General features: G+C 43.0%; 22 protein-coding genes. 13 read left to right on the plus strand and 9 right to left on the minus strand.

The features are described 5' to 3' along the window. Positions 1–21: 21 nt before the first annotated feature. On the plus strand, positions 22–1,269 hold the full coding sequence (gene pncB / locus FHS24_RS00535) for a nicotinate phosphoribosyltransferase (protein ID WP_183617776.1): 1,248 nt from the start codon (positions 22–24) through the stop codon (positions 1,267–1,269). Positions 1,270–1,281: 12 nt separating this feature from the next. Here the strand turns inward: pncB and xseB are convergent, their stop codons facing one another. The 3 genes from xseB to FHS24_RS00550 form a co-directional block, all read right to left on the minus strand. Beyond that, positions 1,282–1,527 (minus strand): exodeoxyribonuclease VII small subunit, encoded by a 246-nt coding sequence (gene xseB, locus FHS24_RS00540; protein ID WP_183617778.1) that lies wholly within the window; start codon positions 1,525–1,527, stop codon positions 1,282–1,284. A 67-nt stretch (positions 1,528–1,594) separates the two neighbouring features. Next, positions 1,595–3,109, minus strand: coding sequence for an exodeoxyribonuclease VII large subunit (xseA, locus tag FHS24_RS00545; RefSeq protein ID WP_183617780.1), 1,515 nt, complete (start codon positions 3,107–3,109; stop codon positions 1,595–1,597). Positions 3,110–3,344: 235 nt separating this feature from the next. After that, the gene (locus FHS24_RS00550; protein WP_183617782.1) at positions 3,345–3,713 is read right to left on the minus strand and encodes a hypothetical protein; all 369 of its coding nucleotides are present in this window, start codon (positions 3,711–3,713) and stop codon (positions 3,345–3,347) included. Between the two features lie 486 nt (positions 3,714–4,199). Here FHS24_RS00550 and FHS24_RS00555 point away from each other — a divergent pair, with 486 nt between their 5' ends. From FHS24_RS00555 to purF, 11 genes are all read left to right on the plus strand, one after another. After that, complete coding sequence (locus FHS24_RS00555; protein WP_183617784.1) at positions 4,200–4,856, plus strand: alpha/beta hydrolase; 657 nt, start codon at positions 4,200–4,202, stop codon at positions 4,854–4,856. A gap of 126 nt (positions 4,857–4,982) precedes the next feature. Further along, positions 4,983–6,089 (plus strand): cell division protein ZapE, encoded by a 1,107-nt coding sequence (gene zapE / locus FHS24_RS00560; RefSeq protein ID WP_183617786.1) that lies wholly within the window; start codon positions 4,983–4,985, stop codon positions 6,087–6,089. Between the two features lie 19 nt (positions 6,090–6,108). After that, on the plus strand, positions 6,109–6,798 hold the full coding sequence (locus FHS24_RS00565; protein WP_183617787.1) for a nitroreductase family protein: 690 nt from the start codon (positions 6,109–6,111) through the stop codon (positions 6,796–6,798). 212 nt (positions 6,799–7,010) lie between these two features. Beyond that, a complete protein-coding gene (locus FHS24_RS00570) occupies positions 7,011–8,303 on the plus strand; it encodes an NAD(P)H-dependent glycerol-3-phosphate dehydrogenase (protein WP_183617789.1) in 1,293 nt (430 codons plus the stop codon). A gap of 110 nt (positions 8,304–8,413) precedes the next feature. Then, positions 8,414–8,872: a SixA phosphatase family protein gene (locus FHS24_RS00575; RefSeq protein ID WP_183617791.1), complete on the plus strand. Its 459-nt coding sequence runs from the start codon at positions 8,414–8,416 to the stop codon at positions 8,870–8,872. A 150-nt stretch (positions 8,873–9,022) separates the two neighbouring features. Then, positions 9,023–10,336: a type II secretion system protein GspL gene (gene gspL / locus FHS24_RS00580; RefSeq protein WP_183617793.1), complete on the plus strand. Its 1,314-nt coding sequence runs from the start codon at positions 9,023–9,025 to the stop codon at positions 10,334–10,336. Between the two features lie 2 nt (positions 10,337–10,338). Continuing rightward, the gene (gspM, locus tag FHS24_RS00585) at positions 10,339–10,908 is read left to right on the plus strand and encodes a type II secretion system protein GspM (RefSeq protein WP_183617795.1); all 570 of its coding nucleotides are present in this window, start codon (positions 10,339–10,341) and stop codon (positions 10,906–10,908) included. 154 nt (positions 10,909–11,062) lie between these two features. After that, on the plus strand, positions 11,063–11,488 hold the full coding sequence (locus tag FHS24_RS00590; RefSeq protein WP_183617797.1) for a DUF4870 family protein: 426 nt from the start codon (positions 11,063–11,065) through the stop codon (positions 11,486–11,488). Positions 11,489–11,705: 217 nt separating this feature from the next. After that, positions 11,706–12,740 carry a quinone-dependent dihydroorotate dehydrogenase gene (locus tag FHS24_RS00595; RefSeq protein ID WP_183617799.1) on the plus strand — a complete coding sequence of 345 codons (1,035 nt, stop codon included), beginning with the start codon at positions 11,706–11,708 and terminating at the stop codon, positions 12,738–12,740. An 80-nt stretch (positions 12,741–12,820) separates the two neighbouring features. Further along, positions 12,821–13,318 carry a CvpA family protein gene (locus FHS24_RS00600; protein ID WP_183617801.1) on the plus strand — a complete coding sequence of 166 codons (498 nt, stop codon included), beginning with the start codon at positions 12,821–12,823 and terminating at the stop codon, positions 13,316–13,318. Positions 13,319–13,560: 242 nt separating this feature from the next. Further along, positions 13,561–15,096 carry an amidophosphoribosyltransferase gene (purF, locus tag FHS24_RS00605; protein ID WP_183617802.1) on the plus strand — a complete coding sequence of 512 codons (1,536 nt, stop codon included), beginning with the start codon at positions 13,561–13,563 and terminating at the stop codon, positions 15,094–15,096. 109 nt (positions 15,097–15,205) lie between these two features. On the opposite strand, the gene FHS24_RS00610 is transcribed toward purF, so the two are convergent. From FHS24_RS00610 to yajC, 6 genes are all read right to left on the minus strand, one after another. Then, positions 15,206–15,565: an AzlD domain-containing protein gene (locus FHS24_RS00610; protein WP_183617804.1), complete on the minus strand. Its 360-nt coding sequence runs from the start codon at positions 15,563–15,565 to the stop codon at positions 15,206–15,208. Beyond that, complete coding sequence (locus FHS24_RS00615; protein WP_183617806.1) at positions 15,555–16,286, minus strand: AzlC family ABC transporter permease; 732 nt, start codon at positions 16,284–16,286, stop codon at positions 15,555–15,557. The genes FHS24_RS00610 and FHS24_RS00615 overlap by 11 nt, the downstream gene beginning before the upstream one ends. Positions 16,287–16,382: 96 nt before the next feature. Continuing rightward, positions 16,383–17,807: an MATE family efflux transporter gene (locus tag FHS24_RS00620; protein WP_183617808.1), complete on the minus strand. Its 1,425-nt coding sequence runs from the start codon at positions 17,805–17,807 to the stop codon at positions 16,383–16,385. Positions 17,808–17,983: 176 nt separating this feature from the next. Next, entirely contained in the window at positions 17,984–19,243 is a 1,260-nt protein-coding gene (secF, locus tag FHS24_RS00625) for a protein translocase subunit SecF (protein WP_183617810.1), read from the minus strand. Positions 19,244–19,252: 9 nt separating this feature from the next. Further along, a complete protein-coding gene (gene secD / locus FHS24_RS00630; protein ID WP_183617812.1) occupies positions 19,253–21,130 on the minus strand; it encodes a protein translocase subunit SecD in 1,878 nt (625 codons plus the stop codon). 324 nt (positions 21,131–21,454) lie between these two features. Next, entirely contained in the window at positions 21,455–21,781 is a 327-nt protein-coding gene (yajC, locus tag FHS24_RS00635) for a preprotein translocase subunit YajC (RefSeq protein WP_183617814.1), read from the minus strand. 529 nt (positions 21,782–22,310) lie between these two features. On the opposite strand from yajC, the gene FHS24_RS00640 reads away from it, so the two are divergent. Then, positions 22,311–23,648: a CNNM domain-containing protein gene (locus FHS24_RS00640; protein ID WP_183619055.1), complete on the plus strand. Its 1,338-nt coding sequence runs from the start codon at positions 22,311–22,313 to the stop codon at positions 23,646–23,648. Positions 23,649–23,974 lie beyond the last annotated feature (326 nt).

Below are 23,974 nucleotides of genomic sequence, written 5' to 3' on the forward strand. Positions count from 1 at the left end.
TTTTGTATTTAAGGCTGTAACATGACCGTTACTCATACTTCTAAAACTTTTGAACCTATTATTACTTCTTTGCTCGATAACGACTTATATAAATTTACCATGTTGCAAGCCATGCTGCATCAGTTTCCGCAGACCCATGGTGTTTATCGTTTCCGCTGCCGCAATAATCAAGATACGGTTTATCCTTTGGCGGATATCAAAGAAGATTTAGAGCAACAGCTAGACAGCTTATGTGAATTGCGATTTTTAGAAGATGAGCTGGAGTATTTACGTAAGTTGCGCTTTATGCGCTCAGATTTCGTGGATTATTTGGAATTATTTAAGCTAAAACGTCGTTTCATCACGGTCAGTATCGATGACAAAAATCGTTTATGTATCGATATTGAAGGGCCGATGATTCAGGCGATGTTCTTTGAGGTGTTTGTATTAGCGATAGTCAATGAGCTGTATTTTAGTGCGTTATCAAATGCCAGCGTCATTGAAGAAGGGCAGCGTAGGCTTGATGAAAAAGTGGCTTTGTTGCATCGCTATGCAGAAGAGCAAGCAAACTATAGCCGTAATAAACAAACACCGCCATTTATCGTCGCTGACTTTGGGACTCGTAGACGTTTTAGTAAAGTATGGCAAGCGCATGTGGTTGAGACTTTACATAAAGCAGAGCCAAAAATCGTCAGCGGAACCTCCAACGTTTATTTAGCAAAAGAACTCGGCATGACGCCTATCGGTACGATGGCACATGAGTTTATGCAGGCATTTCAGGCATTGGATGTGCGTTTGCGTGATTCACAAAAAGCCGCGCTTGAAGCGTGGGTGCATGAATATCGCGGCGATTTGGGTATTGCGCTGACCGATGTCGTTGGCATGGATGCGTTTTTACGCGACTTTGATTTGTATTTTGCCAAGCTATTTGATGGTCTGCGTCATGATAGTGGCGACCCGTATATCTGGGGTGACAAGGCCATTGCTCATTATAAGAAATTAAAGATAGACCCAAGAACCAAGATTTTAACCTTTAGTGATGGCTTGGATTTAAATAAGGCTTGGGATTTACATCAATACTTCAAAGGTCAAATAAGAACCAGCTTTGGCATTGGCACCAATTTAACCAATGATATGGGCATCACCCCGATAAATATCGTCTTGAAATTGGTTGAGTGTAATGGGCAGCCAGTTGCTAAGCTGTCGGACAGTCCAGGCAAGACCATGATCAATAACGATACGTATCTTGCCTATTTGCGCCAAGTATTTGAAGTCGATGAGCCTGAATAGAATTGACTTAACTTAAATGTCGCTATTCTCTGTGGTATCTTCTTCAGCGAAGGCGGCATCTAGAGCTTGTTGCACGGCATTGATACGGGTTTCGCAAACGCGATAAGCAGCAATCGATTCTTCAACAGTGGTCATCAGATTATCGATATCTGGCTCGTCTTGCTGCTGTAGTTCAGCGGCATTGGTTTTTAAAATATCATAAGCCGCCTTGAAAGTTTTTGGGGCGGCTTTTTTGCGTTTGCGAGTAGGGGTTGTCATAAGGTTTCCTAATTTTAAAATAAAAGAAAGTATTCAATTAAGTTGGATTAACGGTAGGCTTTATTACTTATTTGTTCATATCAACATCAATAATCTGTGCTTTTGCCTTACCATCTTTTAAGACGATATGTACCGTTTGCTCAGCATAAAGCTGCGTACTGCTGGTTAGTATTTTTATATCTTTTGCATCAGTCAGCATGGTATAACCTTGCTTAAGCACGCGAGAAGGACGATGCAAGAGTACAATATCCCTCAGATGTTCGCTATCACGTCGTGCTTGTAGCAACTGCTGCTGGACACTTTGCATAATTGTCTTTTGGTTTTTTTGACTGTGTGTCGATGCGCTTGCTAACTGCTGATAAGCAGAGGCTTGAGTTTGTGTGCGCAAATCGCTGGTTAGTCTTGCTGCTTGCTTCACCTGACGCTGAGCACTTTGCTGAATACTACGCCAGGCGTAATCACTGTCTTTTTGTAGAGCGGTCAATTGACCAATCGTTTGTGATTGTATTTGGCTCAACTGTCGTGTCGTCTGTTGCTCAGCGGTGTTTAATTGACGCTGCGCTGCCTGTTTGATTTGCGCTTGGTATTGCAGCGTTTGCGTGACGAGCTGTGCTAAATGCGCCATGATAGCTGCAATCACTTTTGACGGCGTATCGAAGCTGGTATGCGCCACCTCATCTAAGATAACTTTGTCACGCTCATGCCCAATGCCAACCCACACAGGGATAGGCTGCTCGGCAACGAGAGCGGCAAGCTCATAATCATTGAGATATGCCAAATCGCCGACGGCACCGCCGCCACGAATAATGACTAACAAATCTGGCAGGCGCTGATAAGTGTCAGAAAACTGCTGCTGGGCACTAACAATAGCTTGACGGATTTCGCTTGGCGCATGATTACCCTGAAAGGTGGCGTGATAATAATGAAAATGACACGCACCTGTGCGAGCTAAGCGGTCGGCATCAGCCTGAAAGTCACCCAATCCGGCGGCTTTTTCAGGGGCAATGACCAGCACATGCTCTATATCAAATGGGGTAGGCAGTTGCTGATTCAGGTTTAATAAGCCTTCGCCCGTCAAGCGGTCAACCATCTCCGCATATTGCCGCGCCAAGTCACCTAAGGTGTAGCTTGGGTCAATATTTTCAATGGTAAGCGAAAAGCCATATTGCGCATGGAAGCCTGCCGATACTTTGAGCAATACGGTTAAATCACGGTCAAGTGGCATGCCCGTTGCGCGCTCAAATTTTGCCAAGACGCGCGCAGCTTTAAAGCGCCAAAGGTTACCACGGCAGCTAGCAATGACTTTGCCATCATCATCTTTTTCCGCCAGCTCAAAGTAATAATGTCCACCTTTGCTTGATAAATTCCGAATCTCAGCTTTGACCCATACGCGGTGATTAAAGGTTTGCTTGATGACCATATCAACCGCGGATAGGTAGTCGCTCAGTCTCAAAACAGTATCTTCTAAACTGACTTCGAGACTGTTTTCTTGCTCAGCCAGTTCAGCCTCTAAGGTCGCTAAATCTTTGGCAGGTGCTAAAACCTTAGCTTGTTTCGTATGTGACAGGTTGGGTTTGCGCATAATAATAGACCAAAGGTGAAGAGATTGAGAAACTGACTGCTTATAACTGTTTGTTTGTGGCTATTTATAGTCTGGTTGTTGATAAATTGATTAGAATGTTTGCAACATTAGGTAGGGTAGTTTACCCCAAAATTGTCGCTACAAAAAGCAAAGCCAACAAGCAGCGATTAATATACTATCTATCTCGCAGACTTATTGGCTAATTAGCTAAAAACTTTGTTAAATAATAAATGTCTTATTGGCAACGGAAATTAATCATATACTCATAATCATCTTTACGTGATAAGTCTGGTGAGCCCGTACCAAATATCGAACCAATGACCGCACCCGCTTGCCCAATCATACGGCCAGTTTGTTCGTTTAGAATACCATTATATTTGACTTTGTCATCAACGATAATAACCTGCTTGTTTCGGCAAGTTTTTTGCGCGCTATCTATCGCATTTTGTTGGGCTTTTACTTTGGTATCGGCAATGCCAGTGGTCTCATAAATAGAATTGGCACGTTGGATAACCGGCGAAGAAGGCGTGCTTTGGCAAGCGCTTAACGCTAATGCCGCTGCTAACGTGGCTGTTAACGTAAAGGTTTTATTAAAAGTATTCATAGCTGTTTCCTTATTTCTATAAATTGAACCTAAAAGATAAATATCAAATATAGATAGAGTTATACAAATCAAACTAAGTACATATTGGGCCGGTATGACGTCGACTACTATGTCATTTATCGATTAAGGCTTAAAAAAATACCATTTAACAATATGTGACTTAACAAACAGTATGAATCTAACTCATTCGTGTATTGAGTGTCTAGACGGTTATTGTGTGCGGTATTGCGCTTATATTACATATTAAGATTGGGATAAACTTAAGCTAGTATAAGAAAGTGATATAGAAAGTCAGGGAGTAGTAATATATTCAAGACTCAAACGGCACGAATGCTCGCTATGATATTAATGATTATTTTTTGACCACTTTATCTCTCGCATTTAGCAGAAAATGTCACAGACGTCAGCCATACACAGCAAATCACTTGAAATATAAACCATATCTAGGATAATTGGACTATTCATTCTTAATTAGTAAGTAATTCTATGCAACTGATTCCTGCTCCTGCTGGCGTGCTCGAAGTCAACGCCCTTTGGCAACAAGACAATCCTCACGATCCAAATACCGATACGGTGGCGCTACTTTGCCATCCTAATCCGTTATTCGATGGTACGATGAATAATAAAGTGGTCACGACGATGTATCGGTTTGCTCGTGATAATGGTATGCATGTGGTACGTTTTAACTTTCGCGGTGTCGGGCAGTCGACTGGCGAGCACGATTATGCGGAAGGGGAAGTAGTGGACGCAATGACCGTGCTACAATGGATTGCAGAACAAACCAATGCACGAAAATTGTGGTTAGGTGGTTTTTCTTTTGGCGGCTACGTGACTGCACGCGTTGCTGAGCAAGTCATGGTATCGCCGCATATTTGGGGACTGAGTGATTTTGAGCTAGCAAAAGTTGCCCTTATCGCGCCATCTGTTGAAAAAAATGACACCGGTGATTTGAGCTTACCCACTGATAAAACCTTTGAGATTTATGGTAATGCGGATGAGGTGATTGATCCTGCTATTATGCAGGATTTTGCTGAGCGCTTAGGGCTGGCTGTAAGTGTCATTGATGGCGCTGGGCACTTTTTCCATGGGCGTTTATCTGAGCTTAAAGGCTTGTTAGAAGAACATAGCTTTGGTGATAAATAGTTAATTGTCTAGATATTACCACTCGATGTTGTGTAGCCAATTAGCGATAGAATTTCTGCTTTAATATGGTTAAGAAAATAACATCAACCATTTTTATATTTATTTTGTCTAATGATGAGTCGTATTATGAGTTTATCTCCCTTGCAACGTTATGAGCAGGCCATTAGCACTGATGAGTTTACTCGAGATGAGCAACAATATCAGGCGATGAGCTATTTAGATGAGCTTTATCATCAGCTCAATAGTAGCGTCGAACAAAAAAAAGGTTTTTTTAGCTTTCTAAAGGCAAAACCTGTCGCGCCCAAAGGCTTGTATATGTGGGGCGGGGTAGGTCGTGGTAAAACATGGATGATGGATATGTTTTACGACTCTTTGACCATTGAGCGTAAGATCCGCCAGCATTTTCATCACTTTATGCAGCGTGTTCATAAAGAGCTGAATAATTTGCAAGGTCAGAGCGATCCGTTAGAAAAAGTTGCGGATATTATCTATGCAGAAGCGGTGATTATCTGCTTTGATGAGTTTTTTGTCTCCAACGTCTCGGATGCCATGATTTTAGGTGATTTGTTTACCATGCTGTTTAATCGCGGTGTAACTTTGGTCGCGACATCAAACATTGAGCCGTCAGGACTTTATAAAGATGGTCTGCACCGTGACCGCTTTATGCCGGCTATCGCTGAAGTTGAGCGTCATACCACGGTGATGAATATTGACTCTGGTATTGATTATCGCCTACGTGTCTTGCAGCAAGCAGAGCTATATGAGTCGCCAATGACCAAAGCCAATCACCATTGGCTTGCTAACCGTTTCGCCAGCTTATCTAACAATCAAAAAATCAGTAACGAACCCATTGTTATTAATGGTCGCGAGATTAGAATTAATGCACGTACCGAAGATATTCTATTTTGCGACTTTCGTCATTTATGTATGGAACCCCGTTCGGCGGCTGATTTTATCGAAATTGCTAAGCAGTTTAGCACCGTCTTAATCAACGCCGTACCTGCTCTTGATGATGATTTGCGTGATCCGACCCGCCGTTTTATTTATCTGGTTGATGAGTTTTATGATCGCCGCGTCAAACTATTGGTACGAGCAGAACAATCTATTCTTGAGCTGTATCAAGGACAAAAGTTAGCGTTTGAGATTGAGCGTACGCGTTCACGCTTACTTGAGATGCAGTCAGAAGATTACTTAAAAATGGAGCATCGAGTCGAAGATACGGATGCAGCATAATAAAAAATAAGGACAAGTCATGAGTAATTCAGCAGATAGTTTAGAAGAGAATAACGATAATAGCGATGAGCCATTCTATAAAAGCGCGCCGCAAAACAATACCGAAAGCCCCATAGTAACAAATGCACAAGTGACCGATGAGCAGCTGATTAATTGGATTAAGTCGAGACGCAGTATTGGCAATCTGAGTATTCCAGCGCCGACAGAAAGTCAGATTAAAGCGGCTATTGATTGTGCGGTTACTGCGCCTGATCACAAAAAACTGCAACCGTGGCGCTTTATTGTGACCCAAGGAAATGCGCGTCATGACTTGGGTCGTGCCTTTTTAGCGGCCGCAGAAGCACAAGCGGCTAAAGAGGGTGAAGCGCTGTCTGAGAAAACTCGCCAAAAAACCTATAATATGCCGTTACGTGCGCCGGTGATTATTACGGTCGTCACCCAGATGCAAGTGCATAAAAAAGTGCCACCTTTTGAGCAAATGCTAAGCACTGGCGCTGCAGTCCAAAACCTTATTTTGGCGCTAAAAGCACAAGGGTTTAGTACCGTTTGGCGTACCGGCTTGCTATGCAATGAGCCCGCCGTTAAAGAATACTTTGGCGTTGGGACAGATGATTATGTCACGGCTTTTGTTTATACTGGCAGCAGTCCTTGTGATATGCCCACGCGCAAGCCCATTGATATTGAGCCATTGCTACGCTTCGAGTCGTAAAGGCAATACAGTAGTATGGTTACAGAGATATTATGGCAGGGCAATCTTGGCGGTAAACTGATTCATTAAAGAAAATGATGAGTCAGTTAATCAGGGTGTTCGATTAAAATAGCGGTTTTATATCAATAATTGTTGAAACATGCCGTTAGTCTCCCTGTATACTCAGCATCAAATCTACTCATAATTCAGTCAGTCAACACGGATAAAAGAATATGACCAGCGCTAATGATAAAAATATAGAGGCAAATATAGATGACAATCAAACAGAAAGTAAAGCCGCGGAAAAACAAAACAGTCTGTTGTCAGGTATCATTGAGCGTGCCACTAAATCTGGGCTTGGACGTAAGAAGTTAAATCCTAGCGCGGTGGAATCTGCCGTGGCAAAAAATATGGCAGAAATTCATAATAATCCTACTAAGTTGCGTTTGGTGTTTTTAGGTGGCGGTAGTTTTGGTACCGCGATGGCAAACCTGGCTGCCCGTAATGGATGTGATACCACGCTGTGGGTACGCAATAAGCGTACAGTTAAAGCAATGGCAAAGACGCAGACCAATAAAAAATACCTACCTGGTTATAAGCTTGATGATCGCCTTAAATACAGTCACGACTTACAAGCTGCGGTTAAAGATACCGATATTATTTTTATTGCGGTTCCAGGCCTTGCGTTTCGCGAAACCCTTAAAAATATCGCGCCCTTTATTAGCGGACAGTCTATCGTTTCTTTGACTAAAGGTATGGAGAAAGATACCTTTGCTTTAATGAGTGATATCATTAAAGATGAGCTGCCAGAAGTGAACTTTGGCGTAATGTCAGGACCAAATCTAGCAATTGAAATCATGAAAAACATGCCGTCTGCTACGGTGATTGCTAGTGACTCTGAGGCATTACGCCATGCGGTACAAGCGGCCCTACACAGTGCGTTCTTTAGAGTGTTTGCCAGTGATGATGTTCGCGGTGTCGAGCTTGGCGGCGCGCTAAAAAACATTTATGCCATTGCAATGGGAATGGCGGCAGCTTATGAAGTCGGTGAAAATACCAAAGCCATGATACTGACCCGTGGCTTAGCAGAAATGAGCCGTTTTGGGGTTCATTCTGGTGCCAATCCATTGACCTTTTTAGGTCTGTCTGGCGTGGGTGACTTATATGCCACCTGTAGCTCAGAGCTGAGTCGTAACTATCGTATTGGTAATATGCTCGGTCGCGGTATGACAATTGATGCCGCCGTCAAAAAACTGGGTCAAACCGCGGAGGGCGTCAATACCATTCAGCAGGTTCATGAAAAAGCCACCAAAGAAGGCATCTATATGCCCATTACTCACGCCTTACATGCGGTCATTTATGAAGACAAGGCGGCACTTGGCGTTGCTTTACATCTCATGGAAGCGGGCTTCCGTAGTGATGTTGAATTTGTCATGGAGCATGACCATAGCAATGCTTCACTAACGGCGCAAATGCAAACGGCAAGCAAAGCTAAGCATAAAAAAGATGATGACGATAATCAGTAATAGGGCGTTAGGCAGAAGATAGCTGTTCTAGTATTAAAATAGTTTCATCGTCACAAGCTTATTATTATCAGAGTAGTCAGATAAAAGTAACAAACAAGGTAGTTAAGATTATGAAAATTATCTTAGTACGTCATGGTCAAGCAGAAGATGAAACACGCCCAGACAGTGCGCGTCAGTTGACTGACTTTGGTCAGCAGCAAGCTGTGCAAACGGCAGAGTATATTACCACTCATTATCAACCTGATTGTTTTGTCGTGAGTCCTTATAAGAGAGCGCAGCAGACGCTGGCAGCATTACAGTTACGTGCGCCTAACGTGCCATCACAAATAAAAGAGAATATTACACCTTCTGACGATGCCCGTCAGGCGCTCATCGATATTGGCAATATTGAAGCAGAGTGTTTGGTGGTCGTCTGTCATATGTCTATTGTCGCTCACATCGCTGGCTTGTTAACGGGTGATTACCCTGAATCATTTTCTCTTGCAGAAGCGCGTGCGTTTAAAATGGATTTTGTGATGACGGGTATGGCAACCGAGATTGATCGCTTTGTCCCAGCTCAACCTTATTAGTAACAATAATCTAAACGCTCAGAAAACTTTCTAAATTTTTTCTAGACCGCAGTTTTAGCGAATAACCATTTTAATAGACAGTAGCTTTAAATGGCAGCTTCAATAAGCAATGACTTTAAACAGCAGCTTTGATAATTAAGGACACATTTGGTGTTACATGTTTGGTTAAGAGCGCAGCACAGTCCTTTAGCGGTCTGGCATGAAGACATAAAGCAATGGCAATTGATTGACGGCTGGCAACAGCTGCATGACATTTATGGTAGTTATAAAACCAATAGCCAAAAATCTGTTTGTCTGTATTTTCCCTCAAGCCATGTCTTACAAGTAGACTCTGAGCTGAATACTGCCCAGCTCAAACAATTGGGCATGAGCGGCAAGCAGTATTTATTTGAAGAAACTTCTCTGACACCAGTTGAACAGTTAGCCATTCGCCAAATGACTGAGAATAGCAGTCATCATCTTTATGCTTTGGCTCAAAGCGATATCGAATCCTGGCAACAAAGCGCTAAGCTTGTTGGCATGAACATCGTAACGTTACTGCCTGATTTTCTATTATTGCCAATACCAGAAGAGGGTGCAGGGCAGCAAATCATATTGTACCAAGACCAACAAACCATGCTGCTGCGCCAGTCCTTACATCAAGGAATGGCAGTAAGTTACTTGCCTTTAATCTTTGAGCGTTTTCCGCATCTGAGCGAAGTGCTGCTATTGCCAGCTATCGACGATATTTTTAATGATTCGAATGACGCTTCTAGTAATGGTCTGGCTGAAGATTTTACTAATGAGCCAGTACTTGGCGATCGTATTGATTTAACAAAATCTACAACGACAGCCAGTGCCTCTACTCAAACAGCGGCAATGATTGCGGAGCATCAATTACTATTAACCACGCTTCCTATAGCTCCTAAACCGCTTGAAATTCCTGAACGTCATGCGCTGAACTTTTTTATTAAATCGACCGATTCACAACTATCACCGTATCTGCGGGTGGCGATGATGGTCGCGCTGTCAGCATTGGTATTACAGATGGCGACCGATGGAGTGCAATGGTATCAGTATAAAGCTGCGACCGCGGCGACTAAAACTGAGATTGTCGCTCAGTATCAGGTTTGGTTTCCAAATGAGCCGCTTAGTACGCGCACAAAGCTACAAGTGCAATTGCAACCAAAACTGCGTAGTGACAGCCAAGCGCCTGACTCTCACATAGCGGTATTGGCACGTATATCACCGTTGATTAAACAGTCGTCATTACGTGCGCAGGCTTTAGTCATGCAGCCAAGCGCGCTTAGCTTTACGTTGATTGCACCAGACCGCGGCAGTCTGGATCAATTTACCAATACGCTAGTTTCTCAAGGCTTAAACGCCAAATTAGAACAAGTGAACGGCAATGAGCAAGGGCAGTTCAGTGGTCAAGTGACCGTTGATGTGGTAGAAAAAAATAGTAGCGTTAGCAATAAAGGGTAACCATGAAAAGATTACAGCGCCTCGCCAAACGCAGCACTATTGGTACTAACACTCGCCCTCGAAGTAGTGCTTTATCAACGCGCATGAGTAGCTATCAAAGTATCCTAGCGACACGTTGGCACGCCTTGTCTGCGCGCGACCAATTAGCCTTGCTGTTATTGTCAGCATTTTTGCTGTTATTTGTCGGTGGCTATGGCGGTTATAGCGTCCATCAAGCAGCAAATGAGAGTAAAAGTGAGTATCAAGAGCAGGTCGCCGATTATTTTTGGTTACGTGCCCAAGCTGGTAATGTTGATAGCAATGCGTTGAATGCTGCTAGTAGTGCAGATGGCGTAGATGCAATGTCGCCTGCTAGCAGTATCACTTCGCTGTTAAGTAATTCAGGGATTGCCGATGCGCAGGTCATTGCTGCTGGCGATGCGGTGCAATTAAGCTTTAATCATCCAAGCCAAGCGGTGGTGAGCGGCGCACTGGGTAAGCTTGAGCAGCAAGGTTGGCAATTCACCCAACTATCGATGCAGCAAGATTTGGTCACTAAAGCGATTCAGGTACAGGCGACCGTAACTTCTTAAGAGGTATGCTTAACAACCTTTATGCCTAACAACTTTTAACACCTAACAAGTTGATGTTTAAGCACCTTTATATTTTAAAATATGCTGCATTGAAACCTTGCTCATTTACCACAATAATAATAGCTACACACTACAGAATATAACGAGTGACAGTATGATAAACAATACCAATAATACTATGAGTGATAATAAGCGCCGTTCTTTGATTACCTATAATCACATCACGTATTTGCTATATGTGCTCAGCTATTTTACCGCGGGACTGCTTTGGATTGTGCCTATTTTTATGAATTATGCCAAACGCCGTGATGCTGATAATACATGGCTTGCTACGCACTTTGATTGGCAGATTAAAACGTTTTGGTATAGCATCGTCTTTTTTGTTATTGGTGTATTTATCATCACATTTGCCCTAGGTGGTTTTGGTGTAAGCATGTTTGCTGATAGTAATAATATTGCCATCGGCTCATTATTGTTGGCCAGTTTGGGCTTTGTTATTATGGGCTTTACTTTTATTTGGCATCTGTACCGTATTGTACGTGGTTGGATTGCGCTCACTGATGGCCGCCCAGTTCCCTAATATAAAAACACGAATAAATAATGCTGTCTGATATCAGCTTATTAACTAGCTTAAGTAAGTCAATTGACAGCGTTAACGATTATTTATTCGCAGGATATAGCGCAATTTGTCCTATGAAACTTTGGTCTTATTTCAGTTAAGCTGATATAATCGCTGCGCTTGACCTCATTCGTTTTTCTTATTCATTATTTCTTTTCAAGCAGGGTCTGTCATTACTATGTCTTACGCCTTACTTCGCCCTTTTTTGTTTAATATGGACCCTGAACACGCGCATGAGATGACCTTATCTTTATTAGATAAAGCTCATAAAGCGCGTGTGTTGGGCTTAGTATATGGTCAGTCAATGCAGCCAACCGACTGTATGGGTTTGCAATTTGCCAATCCCGTTGGACTTGCTGCCGGATTGGACAAGAACGGCGATTATATCGATGCGCTGGCAGAGTTGGGTTTTGGTTTTATCGAAGTGGGAACCATTACGCCAAAGCCGCAAGTCGGCAATGATAGACCAAGACTATTTAGAATCAAGCAAGCCGATGCCATTATTAACCGGATGGGCTTTAATAATCAAGGCGTTGATTACCTGATTGAAAACGTAAAGCGCTGTAAATACAAAGGCAATATCGGCATTAATATCGGTAAAAATGCGGCGACACCGGTTGAAAATGCGGCTGATGATTATGTCTATTGTTTAGAGCGTGTCTATCCGCATGCGTCTTATATCACTGTGAATATCTCCTCTCCTAATACCAAAAATTTGCGCGACCTACAAAGTGGTGAAGCGCTAACCCAATTATTAGACACCATTAAAAACCGCCACAATCAGTTGGCAACCGAATATGGCTTTTACGTGCCCTTGGTATTAAAGGTCGCTCCTGATTTAGAGCCGTTACAAGTCGATTATATCTCCCAGCAGCTGTTGGATTTTGAGATTGATGGTTTGATTGCCACCAATACTACTTTGAGCCGCGTAGGCGTCGAAGATTTGCCTGATGGCGACCAAGCAGGTGGCTTATCCGGACGTCCAGTCAGCCACATTAGTACGCAAATTTTACAACAATTCTCCGATCAGCTCGGTGGTAAGGTAGCTTTGATTGGCGTTGGCGGTATCGATAGCGGTGCTAAAGCCGTCAAGAAAATCGAGGCAGGTGCAGATATGGTACAGTTGTATTCAGGGCTTATTTATAAAGGGCCTGGGTTGGTACAGTCCTGCATTCAATCCATCGGTGGTTATTATGATGCCATGGAAGGTTAATTCTTTTAAAGATTGTTAAAACTGCAAGCTTTTCAACTTTACTGAAATACCCGATATAAGATACAAATGAGGCGATAAACATGAGTGGTTTAGACATTGTGATTGCTGTGGTTGTTCTGATTGGCTTATGGCGTGGTTTTCAGGTAGGTCTGATTAAGACGGCTGTCGGTTTGGTGGGTTGGTTTATCGCACTTATTGCTGCCACTCGATTGGCGGGTTCCGTCGCACCGCAATTATCAGGTATGGTAGAAAATCCCGTTTTGCAAATGGCGATGGCTTTTTTAGTGATTGTGATTGCCATCTTAGCCATTATGCACCTAGTTGCATTCGTATTCTCCGGAGTACTCAAAACCTTACGTCTTGGGGTCCTTGATAAAATGGCAGGCGGGGTACTTGGGGCGGCAAAAAACGTCCTCATGGTTTTAGTCGTTCTTAGCGTCAGCGCGCCATTATTGGTGCAAATGCCGCAATGGGAAACCTCGGTGCTTGCGCCTGAATTACTGCCTTATGCCCCTATGGGTAAAGAGTTGGTCTCAGATATGTTTGGCTTGGCGTGGGATCAGGTCAATCAGTCCTAAGTGTTATCAGTCATAAATGCTCATAAAAGGCTATTCAATCCCCTTTAATATTCGTAAAATACACCTCTACCAATCATCAACAATTTGTCTTATGGATAATAGGCCTTATTTATTATCTATAGGATTTTTAATCAGAAAAATCGTCAGCTTGGCGGTAAATGGCAGGCAATATGTTTTATAACTTTGTCAGCAGTTATACCGTTATTGTATTATCAATGTGTGGTAAAAAATAGGATACAACTATGTGTGGAGTCGTTGGGGTCGCAGCTCATGAGCCAGTCAACCAAATTCTTTATGATGCCTTAACCATGTTACAGCATCGCGGGCAAGATGCGGCAGGTATTGTGACTTTACAGGACGGGCGTCTTTATTTACGTAAAGAAAATGGCATGGTACGTGACGTGTTTATGAACCGTCATATGCTAAAGCTGGTGGGTAAGTTTGGTATCGGTCATGTCCGTTACCCCACCGCTGGCACCTCAAGTAGTGCCGAAGCACAGCCTTTTTATGTCAACTCGCCTTATGGTATTACCCTTGCACACAATGGTAACTTGACCAATGCTGAAGGTTTGGCTAAGTCTTTATATCAAGAAGATCGCCGCCATTTAAATACCGATTCAGACTCTGAAGTGTTGCTAAATGTCCTTGCGCATGAGATGCAAAATTTGGATAAAACCAATCCAACGCCTGCGGATATCTTTGAAGCAGTGACAGCGGTTTATGGGCGCATTGAAGGTGCTTATGGCGTAGTTGCCCTGATTACTGGTCATGGTTTGCTGGCCTTCCGTGATCCAAATGGTATCCGTCCGCTGATTTACGGTAAGCGCATGGCGGCTAATGGCGGCACAGAATATATGGTCGCGTCAGAGTCAGTCGCCTTGACGGGTTCAGGCTTTAGTATTGTTCGTGACGTTAAACCAGGCGAAGCTATCTTTATTGATTTGGACCATAAAATACATACTTATCAGTGCGTCGAGCAAAAAGAATACACGCCTTGTATCTTTGAATATGTGTATTTTGCTCGTCCAGACTCGATTATGGACAATATCTCCGTTTATAAATCACGCCTACGTATGGGTGAAAAACTGGCCGATAAAATCCTTGCTGAATGGGGCGAGGATCATGATATCGACGTGGTCATTCCTATTCCTGACACCTCGCGTACCTCAGCGATGGAGCTAGCATTAAAGATGAATGTAAAGTACCGTGAAGGGTTTATGAAAAACCGCTATATCGGTCGTACCTTTATTATGCCAGGTCAGCAGCAACGTAAAAAATCAGTGCGTCAAAAGCTCAGCGCGGTACCGCTTGAGTTTAAAGGCAAAAACGTGCTTTTGGTTGATGATTCAATCGTTCGCGGTACGACGTGTCATGAAATTATCCAAATGGCACGTGATGCCGGTGCCCGTAAAGTATTCTTTGCCAGTGCTGCGCCTCCGGTTAAATATCCAAACGTTTATGGTATCGATATGCCAGTGCGTAGCGAGCTTATCGCCTCAGGTCATAGCGTTGAAGAAGTACGCGAGATTATCGGTGCTGACCGTTTAATCTTCCAAGATTTGGATGATTTGATTGAAGCGGTCAAAGATACTAAGCATAGCAAAGTTGAAGGCTTTGATTGTGCGGTGTTTAACGGTTGCTACATTACTGGACAAATCAACGAAGCCTATCTTGAGCATCTACAAGAGCAGCGTAATGACACCGCTAAGACTGGCAAGAAAGGTGTGCAAATCGTTGCTGATACTCCAGTCGATATGATGGGCGTCGAAGAGCTATAACAGACCAAATATCCTAGAATAAAATAATCGCAAAATAAAAAGGCTGCAATCTTGATGATTCCAGCCTTTTTTATTATTAAAAATAAATATGATGAAGGATCAGATTCAATCAGCCTAATAAGTGAGTGAATAACCATAAAAAACCATTAATAGCGGCAATACCGACTATCATACTAACGAGTAACTGACGACTAAGATGATAAATAAATAGTACCAATAGTAATGCCCCAATTTGCGCCATTAATAAATGCACTTCAGCACTATTTAATCCCGCATGTTCTGATAAACCTTGATAGGAAAGGCTGGTTAAAATCAGCAATACCATGACAGAGAGCGGCAAGCTTTCATTTAATCGATGCAGCCAAGGCGTATCCAATAGCTTCTTAGGGATTAAAGCGGGCAGGGCACGAGTAATAAAGGTCACTGCAGCCATCGCTAAAGTTGCAAAAATTAGATAACTACTGGTCATGATTGCCTCCTATCACACTGCGCTGCACCCAAAATCCACGGGCTAAAATCATCAGCATACAAAGCGTAATCGCTACCAATAACAACCAATTGCTAGTAAACAATGAGGCAATCACTAAGGCAATGACGGCAATACCAATCGGGAAATAGCGTTTAATACTTTGAAACTGCTCATAAGCCAAAATTGCAAACAGGCAGACTAAGGCAAAGTCTAAATGCGGCACCAAATCACTGAGAGTACTACCAATCATCACACCAATCGCACCAGCTAATACCCACCAGAGTTGGTTAAATAAGCTGATAGGCACTATCAGGGATTGTCGCGACTCGTTTGGCAAACTGGTCATTACCGAAAAAGTCTCGTCAGTTAAGGCAAATAAGCAATAGGTTTTGGCTATCTTGTTTTTTGGTAGATATTGTAATAACGGCATGCCATAAAAGACATGACGCAAGTTAATAGCAGCAATGTTGGTTGCGATATTGCCAATCGGTAATCCGGCACTTAGCATCGGCAGACAAGCATATTGCGCCGCGCCTGCATATAAGACCACGCTTAGCATAATAGTAGCCCACACCGGCACACCAGCCACTTGTGCGAGCACGCCAAAGGCAATCCCTGCAGGTAAATAACCCATGGCGACTGGCAAACTTTTCTTAAAGCCTTCTACCCAATCGTAATGGAAGGCTTGATTTTGATTTATCTCATTTGATTGAGTATTCACGTGACATCCTAATTTTTTCTTACTTTGATTTATCGTTTACTGATTCTTTTTTAAATTCATTATACAAGCATGATTTTAGCTAAATGCTTTTAATAATCAGGCTTCAGGCTGCAATTTTTCATAGCTACCTGTTTGATGGGCACGGTACAAAAACCCACCAAGGATAATCAATCTTAATAATAATAAGCACCAAACACTCAGCCAGATGCCGGTCATATCCCATTGTTGGTACAGTAGCCAACTTAAAGGAAAAAAGATAACCGCCAATATAAGTGCGGCATTCCGAATGACACTACCTGCCGTTAAACCAAAAAATATCCCATCTAACCAATAAGCGCCAACGCCCACAAGCGGCAGTAGTACGGCATAAAGGTGATAGTCATAAGCAAGCGCAAAAACCGGCTCAATATTAGTCATCAATTTTAAATAAGTCGGCATGGCAAGCCACCATATCGCGCTAAGCATTATGGCAAGCGCATAGCTGACAACGCCTGTGCGTTTGACGATAATGCGAAACCGTGGCCAGTCACGTCGCCCAGCAGCTTGTCCGCTTAAGGTTTCTGCAGAGACTGCCACGCCATCAAGGGCAAAGGCTGAGATACTTAATACCTGTAATAAGATGGCGTTGGCGGCCAGTATGATATCGCCGCTTTGGGCAGACAGGCGGGTAATCCAAGCAAAGCTTACCGTTAAAATTAGCGTGCGAATGAAAATATCTTTATTTAATGAAAATAGCCTAAGCATTTTATCTTTGGTGAAATGTTCTTTATTGGCGGTAAACAACACTCGCCAAGATATTTGTAGATGTCGACGGCTCAGCCATAATGCTAGAACTACGCCAAGCCAAAAGGCAATAGTGGTACCGAGCGCCACCCCAACCAAGCCCATCTGCATCACATAAACAAAAAACAAGGTCAGAATAATATTAAGAACGGCTATAAAGCCTTGCTGATACAGCATATAGCGGGTCTTGCCTTGACCGGCAAACCAGCCAATAAATGCAAAATTCATCAGCTCAGCGATAACACCCCAAAAACGCACATCTAAATAAGTCTTTGCTGCAGCGCCGCTATCAGGATTGGCGGAGAGCGCTTGTAGACCGAAATCAATTAACCAAGGTTTTGCGATAAGCAAAACCGTGCCAATCATAAAAGCGAGTAACAAAGCACGTTGTAGAATTGATAGCAGTGGTGATGGCATTCGATTAGATGGGTTTAATGGCGCATTGTTATTGCTAGAGGCATCTTTGTTAGCCAGTTGACCCAATGCTTGTGCAGAAAGACCAGATGATGCGTATTGCAAGAAGTTAAAGCTGACCAGTATTAAAGACAGCAGTTGTATGGCTAAGCCCATCCCAGCAAGCTTCGCAGTGTCATTCATATTGCCGACAATCGCCGTATCAATGACGCTTTGTAGCGGCATTGCAAGATTGGCCAATAATACAGGCAATGCAATCGCAACGATGCGCGCATAGCGAGTATCAATAGGTGGCATAGCACTTGGCGGCACGGTAGATGACATAACATAGTCGCTTATATAACGAGGCAGAAAATATTTCTGACCACTTATCAAATGATATTAAAATATAAATGAAAATAGCATAAAGACAAAAGCACCTAGAGTTTAGGTGCTTTTGTCATGATAACGCTTATTAGCTTAATAACTAAAAAGCTTAGTTACTGGCTTTGATATAAGTATCAGTCTTGCTCAAACATTTTTGGATCATTAAAGGTCACGATTTCTTCTTCAAACTCAGGTTTTACTTTAACGATAAAGTCATCACGTGATAAACCCATTCTTAATGGAATAGAGCTTGCGATATAAGTCGATGAATAGGTACCAGCAAGTAGACCAATAAACAGCGCAACTGAGAACCAGTATAAGCCATCACCGCCTAAGAATAACATTGCGAGGACAACCAACAGTACCGTTGAGATAGTCATAATCGTACGGCGCAGCGTTTCTGTTAATGACAAGTCAATCGTTTGACGCGGCGTGATACCACGGACACGGCGGAAGTTCTCACGAATACGGTCATAGACAACAATCGTATCGTTCAATGAATAACCAATCAAGGCCAAAATCGCCGCCAAGACTGTTAAGTCAAACGGGAAGCCAAATAATGCAAAGATCCCGATGGTCACGATAGCATCATGAAATAGCGACAGTACGGCACCGAGCGCCAACTTAAACTGGAAGCGTAGGGCAACATATCCAAGCATACAGGCCAATGCCAGTACCAGCGACATGACAGAGTTTAGGTAAACTTCATTGCCTACTTGGCTACCGATAATATTAACGTTACTGATTTCAACATTATTATTAGGCAGTGCCAGTGCTTTACTCAGACTGGCATTAAGTCCGTCAACGTTGTCAGACTGAGGTGGGAGGCGTACTAAAAGCTCTTGACGCGTCCCTAAATACTGTACGACGGCATCATCAAAACCATTATCAGCCAAGGCTTTAACCACTTCGACTTGCTCAGCAGGCTGCTCATAACGCACATCGGCTGAAACCCCGCCGGTGAAATCAAGCCCCAAATTTAGACCATTGACGGCAATGGCGATAATACTACCAATCACCATCAGCAGCGATAGAAGGGCCATCGGCTTTTCTAACTTCATGAATGGGATGATACGTTGATCACCAATGGCTTTGATGCCACCTTCAGCTTCTGCTGCTGCATTATCTTCAGCATCACCTATGTCTAAATTATTGCTTAGATTAGGATCCATTGCTTGTGTGGCCAATGCATGGCTGTCTTGACCCGAATCTTTACCGCCGCGACGATTTTTACTTTTACTCAAGCTCGTCTTAGAAGACTTATTGCTTTGGGTGTTACTACCTTTACCATCACGGCGCGGTTTCTTACGGCGGCGCGTGTTAGCTTCGCTATTTGAGCCATTCGGTTCAGGATTGTTCTGTTGTTCTAAAGGGTTGTTATTATCGATGGCCATAGTTTTCTCCTAACCGATGCTCAGACGTTTGATAGATTTACGCTTACCGTAAGCAATTTGTACCAGCGCACGGGTTACCAAAATCGCGGTAAATAGTGAGCTGACAATACCAATCGCGAGGGTAATCGCAAAGCCTTTAATCGGACCCGTACCAATCGCAAATAAGATAAACGCGACCAATAACGTGGTGATGTTGGCATCGAAAATACTACTAAAGGCACGATCGAAACCTGCCACGATAGCAGATTTTGGTCTGACCCCGTTTGCCAGCTCTTCACGTATACGCTCAAAAATCAGGACGTTGGCATCGACTGCCATACCGATGGTTAAGACGATACCAGCAATACCGGGTAGGGTCAGTGATGAGCCTAAAATTGACATAATGGCAATAATTATAATGACGTTAATCGCTAGGGCAATATTAGCTATCACCCCAAATAAGCGATAGAAAACAATCATAAAGGCGAAGACCAGTAGATAACCAACTTGGGTAGAGAATAGGCCTTTGTCGATATTTTCTTGACCAAGTGATGGACCAATAGTGCGTTCTTCAACGAAATACATCGGTGCTGCCAATGCACCTGAACGTAGCAATAGCGCAAGCTCAGCAGCTTCAGCACTACTATCAAGCCCAGTAATACGGAATGATGAGCCCAGTACCGCTTGAATGTTGGCACGGTTAATGACTTTCGTTTCAGCATAAGGCGTACGTACTTCCACGGTTTCGCCAGTCAGTGGGTCTTCTTCATAAGCGATACGTTGTTTATTTTCGATAAACAATACGGCCATTTGCTTGCCGACAGCAGTACGTGTGGCGTTTTGCATCAGCTTACCGCCAGCACTATCTAGGGTAATACTTACTTCAGGCGAGCCGCTTTCATCAATACCTGTCTGCGCGTTCGTGACCTTGTCACCGGTGACAATTGCTTGACGCTCTAGCAACACTGGTGGACCATCAAGCGTTTCAAATGGAAATGCTTCGGTACCAGCAGGAGGAATGCCACCCATATAATTTTCGGCGCCTTCAGCGACCATACGGAATTCAAGGTTTGCTGTACGACCAAGGACACGTTTTGCTTCTGCAGTATCTTGTACACCTGGTAGCTCAACCACGATACGGCTGGCACCTTGTGATTGTACTAAGGCTTCGGTCACCCCAAGCTCAGCAATACGATTGCGTAGGGTTGTCAAGTTTTGGTTGACCGCGTAGCTGTTGATTTCATCTAAGGTTGCATCGTTATAAGCTAAAATCAGTGCAGGGCCTTGCTCATCAATAGAAGACTGTAAAGAGAATGTATTACCCATTGAGCCTTGCAGAACGTTTTGCGCACGGTTACGGGTATCAGTATCAGCAAAATGTAGCACCACGCCACGTTTTTCTGTTTTGATGCCTTTAACCGCAATACGTTCAGCACGTAGGTCACGGCGCATATCACGACTGGCGCTGGTTAAGCGTTGTTCGAGCGCCTTGTCCATATCCACTTCTAGCACAAAACGCACACCACCGCGCAAATCAAGCCCGAGTTTCATGGGTCTTGCGCCGATATCACGTAGCCATTCAGGAGTAGTCTGAGCTAAGTTCAGCGCGACTACATAGTCCTCGCCTAGGTTCTGACGCAGCACTTCCTGAGCCTTTAGCTGATCGACTGGATTGTCGAGACGCACCAGCGCACTATTGCCTTCAAAGGTACCATCATGATTGTTCAAGCCTGCTTCTTCGAGTAAGCTTTGAGACTGAGTCAAGATACCTTCAGACAGCTGCGTACCTGCTGCTGCACTGGTAATCTGTACGGCAGGTTCATCAGGATAGAGGTTAGGAGCCGCATATAGACCGGCAATGATGAGCACGACGATGATGAGTAAGTATTTCCAAGCGGGATATTGCATAATCACTTCTTTAAGTTGATAAACTACTGGCGACGCAGGCCACAAGTTAGCAGATGGGAAGTTAGCGATAACAAGGGTGAGTGACTAAATGGAGAGCTACTATATTGTTTTAGTAGTCGTACTGAATCATGCACCACTGTGATCATCCGCGATGATAGTAAAGCAAAAAACGGTAAAGCGTAAAGCAGTAAAGCCAAAAATGACCGTAAATAATGTACGGTCATTTTAAAGTCATTACAACTATTAATTGATAATGGTCATCAATTAGTCACAACCAATGTTTAATAATTCATGTTTGACAATCATCAAATAGATCGATAAGGCTTAGACGCTTTCGATAGTGCCAGCAGGCAATACTGAAATAACAGAAGCACGTTGTACTTTAACGTCAGTATTGTTATTTAAGCTTACAACCGCATAATCGCCTTCTAACGCTTTGATACGACCCATAAGGCCGCCAGCAAAGATGATTTCGCTACCAACAGTCAATGAATTGACCATAGCACGGTGCTCTTTGGTACGTTTTGACTGTGGACGAATCACCAAAAAGTAAAAAATGGCAAAAAAGGCAACTGGCAATAAGATTTGACCAAATAGTGATGCCGCACCGGCAGTTTCAGCAGCATGAGCGGCTTGGATAAATAACAACATAGTTTCTCTCGACAAGTTATAGATAACAATTAATTTAGACGCATAGTAGCAAAAATTACCAGACTTGGTAACTGTTAATCATAGACTAGGCATGTTTTTGTTACCTATTTAGCGTCCTAATCGTTAATATATAGGCTAACAGCCGTTTTACTATTCAAAAGGATAGGATGATAGGAGCTAAAGGGCAGAGTGCTCTGACGCTCAACAATCATAAAAGCCAAATATTAAGTGGATATATCAATTCTTATAGCTTCATGATAGTTGTAAAATAGCTTTATTTAATACATGATATCTTTGATATAAATAGTGATTTACTATGAAATGCCATTATCGATGCTACGATTAAACGAGGGTTTATATCGCTATAAATGCGAGTATAATAGGCTGTCTTGAGCGTGATTTTGGTCGTTAGATAGATAAAAATTAGACGCTATCAGCTATTATTTTCTATCTGCTACCGTCAGCTCATGATATATTGTGACTTCCTTTTACTTCTTTGTTTAGGTTACCTAACTTGTTCACCTCTTTTATATCTGTACCTCGTTTATACCGTCCGCGCGCCTGTCGTAAAGACGCATCCGCTGAACCTCCCCCGACGATGAGCGGTTATGCTCGTTTAAGTAAAACTTGCTTCAGTATGATGCGCCTTAATATGCCGCGTTTTGTTATAGAACGGCTTGCTACGTTATCTGCAATGATAACGCTCTTACTCACTGTATTAGTGCCGCAATCGGCGCTGGCTGCCGATGGCTTAGCAGATCCAAGCCCAACCAGCGTTCTACTACTCATCTTATTTGTATTAGTAGCGATTGGTATCTCATTTGTTTGCTCGTTGGCAGAGTCGGCATTGCTTAGTATGACGCCGTCATATATCGCTGATGTTCAAGAGACTAACCTCAAAAAAGCAAACATGCTAAGACGCTTAAAGATTGATAATATCGATCAGTCATTAGCGGCTATCTTAACCTTAAACACGGTTGCACATACCTTAGGTTCTATTGGAGCTGGTGCACAGGCGACCATTGTTTTTGGTAGCGCTTGGTTTGGACTATTTTCTGCCGTTATGACCTTGGCTATTTTATTTTTATCTGAGATTATTCCAAAAACGTTGGGCACGGTCTATTGGCGTCAATTAAGTGGCATGGTGGCGTATTTTGTACGCGGTATTATTTTGCTGCTATACCCATTAATCTGGATATCAGAAAAACTGACCAAATTATTGGTACGAGGCAAAGAGCCCGTAACCTTTAGTCGCAGAGAGTTTGCGGCGCTCGCTAGTATTGGCGAAGAGTCAGGACAAATCGACCCATTAGAGTCGCGTATCATTCGTAACTTATTGGCATTTGGTGCCATTAAAGTTGAAGATATTATGACTCCGCGTTCGGTGATGCTGGCGTTTGAAGAAAATAAAACGGTTGCTGAGCTATTGGTCGACCGACCAAAACTCACTTTTTCGCGCCTACCGATTTATGATGGCGATTTAGACAATATCACAGGTTTTGTATTAAAGACCGACATGCTGTTGGCTAAGGTCAATCATGCGGTACATAAACCCTTGACGCAGTTCAAACGTGATATTACCTTTGTATTTTCAAAGATGAAATTGTTTGATTTGCTAGAGTTGATGCTAAAAAACCGTATTCATATCGCAATTACCGTTGGTGAATATGGCGAGGTCAAAGGCTTAGTGACATTAGAGGATGTGTTTGAGACCTTGTTGGGTCTTGAGATTGTCGATGAAATAGACCGTGTCGAGGACATGCAAGCGTTAGCTCGGCAGATGATGGACAGACGCGTTGAGCGCTTGGGCATGAAGCTGAGTGATGATGAGCAGTATGAAGAAATACCTACTGAGAATAAGCAGTAGAAATGCGTTCGATAAGGCTGCCTAAGTTATGAATTATTTAGGCAGTTTTTATAAATAGCAATGTATTTGATATTTCATGATATTTAGTAATGCTACTTAATAATGGCATTTAGTCTAAGCTGTCATTTTTTACTCTAGGCTGTCATCTTTGACGGTATTCGCAATAATTACACAGGGTGTCACATAGCTGTGAGAATTTAGTGATAGGCTGAAATTATCATAACAATAGGCTGCTAGAAGTCTTAGATTTAGCCAAATGTAAAGTAGTTAACTGATAAATGCATGGCTTATTCTTACAAGAGAATGATCTATAAAAGTATGACTTG

It is taken from the genome of Psychrobacter luti (genome assembly GCF_014192115.1).
Classification (GTDB): domain Bacteria; phylum Pseudomonadota; class Gammaproteobacteria; order Pseudomonadales; family Moraxellaceae; genus Psychrobacter; species Psychrobacter luti.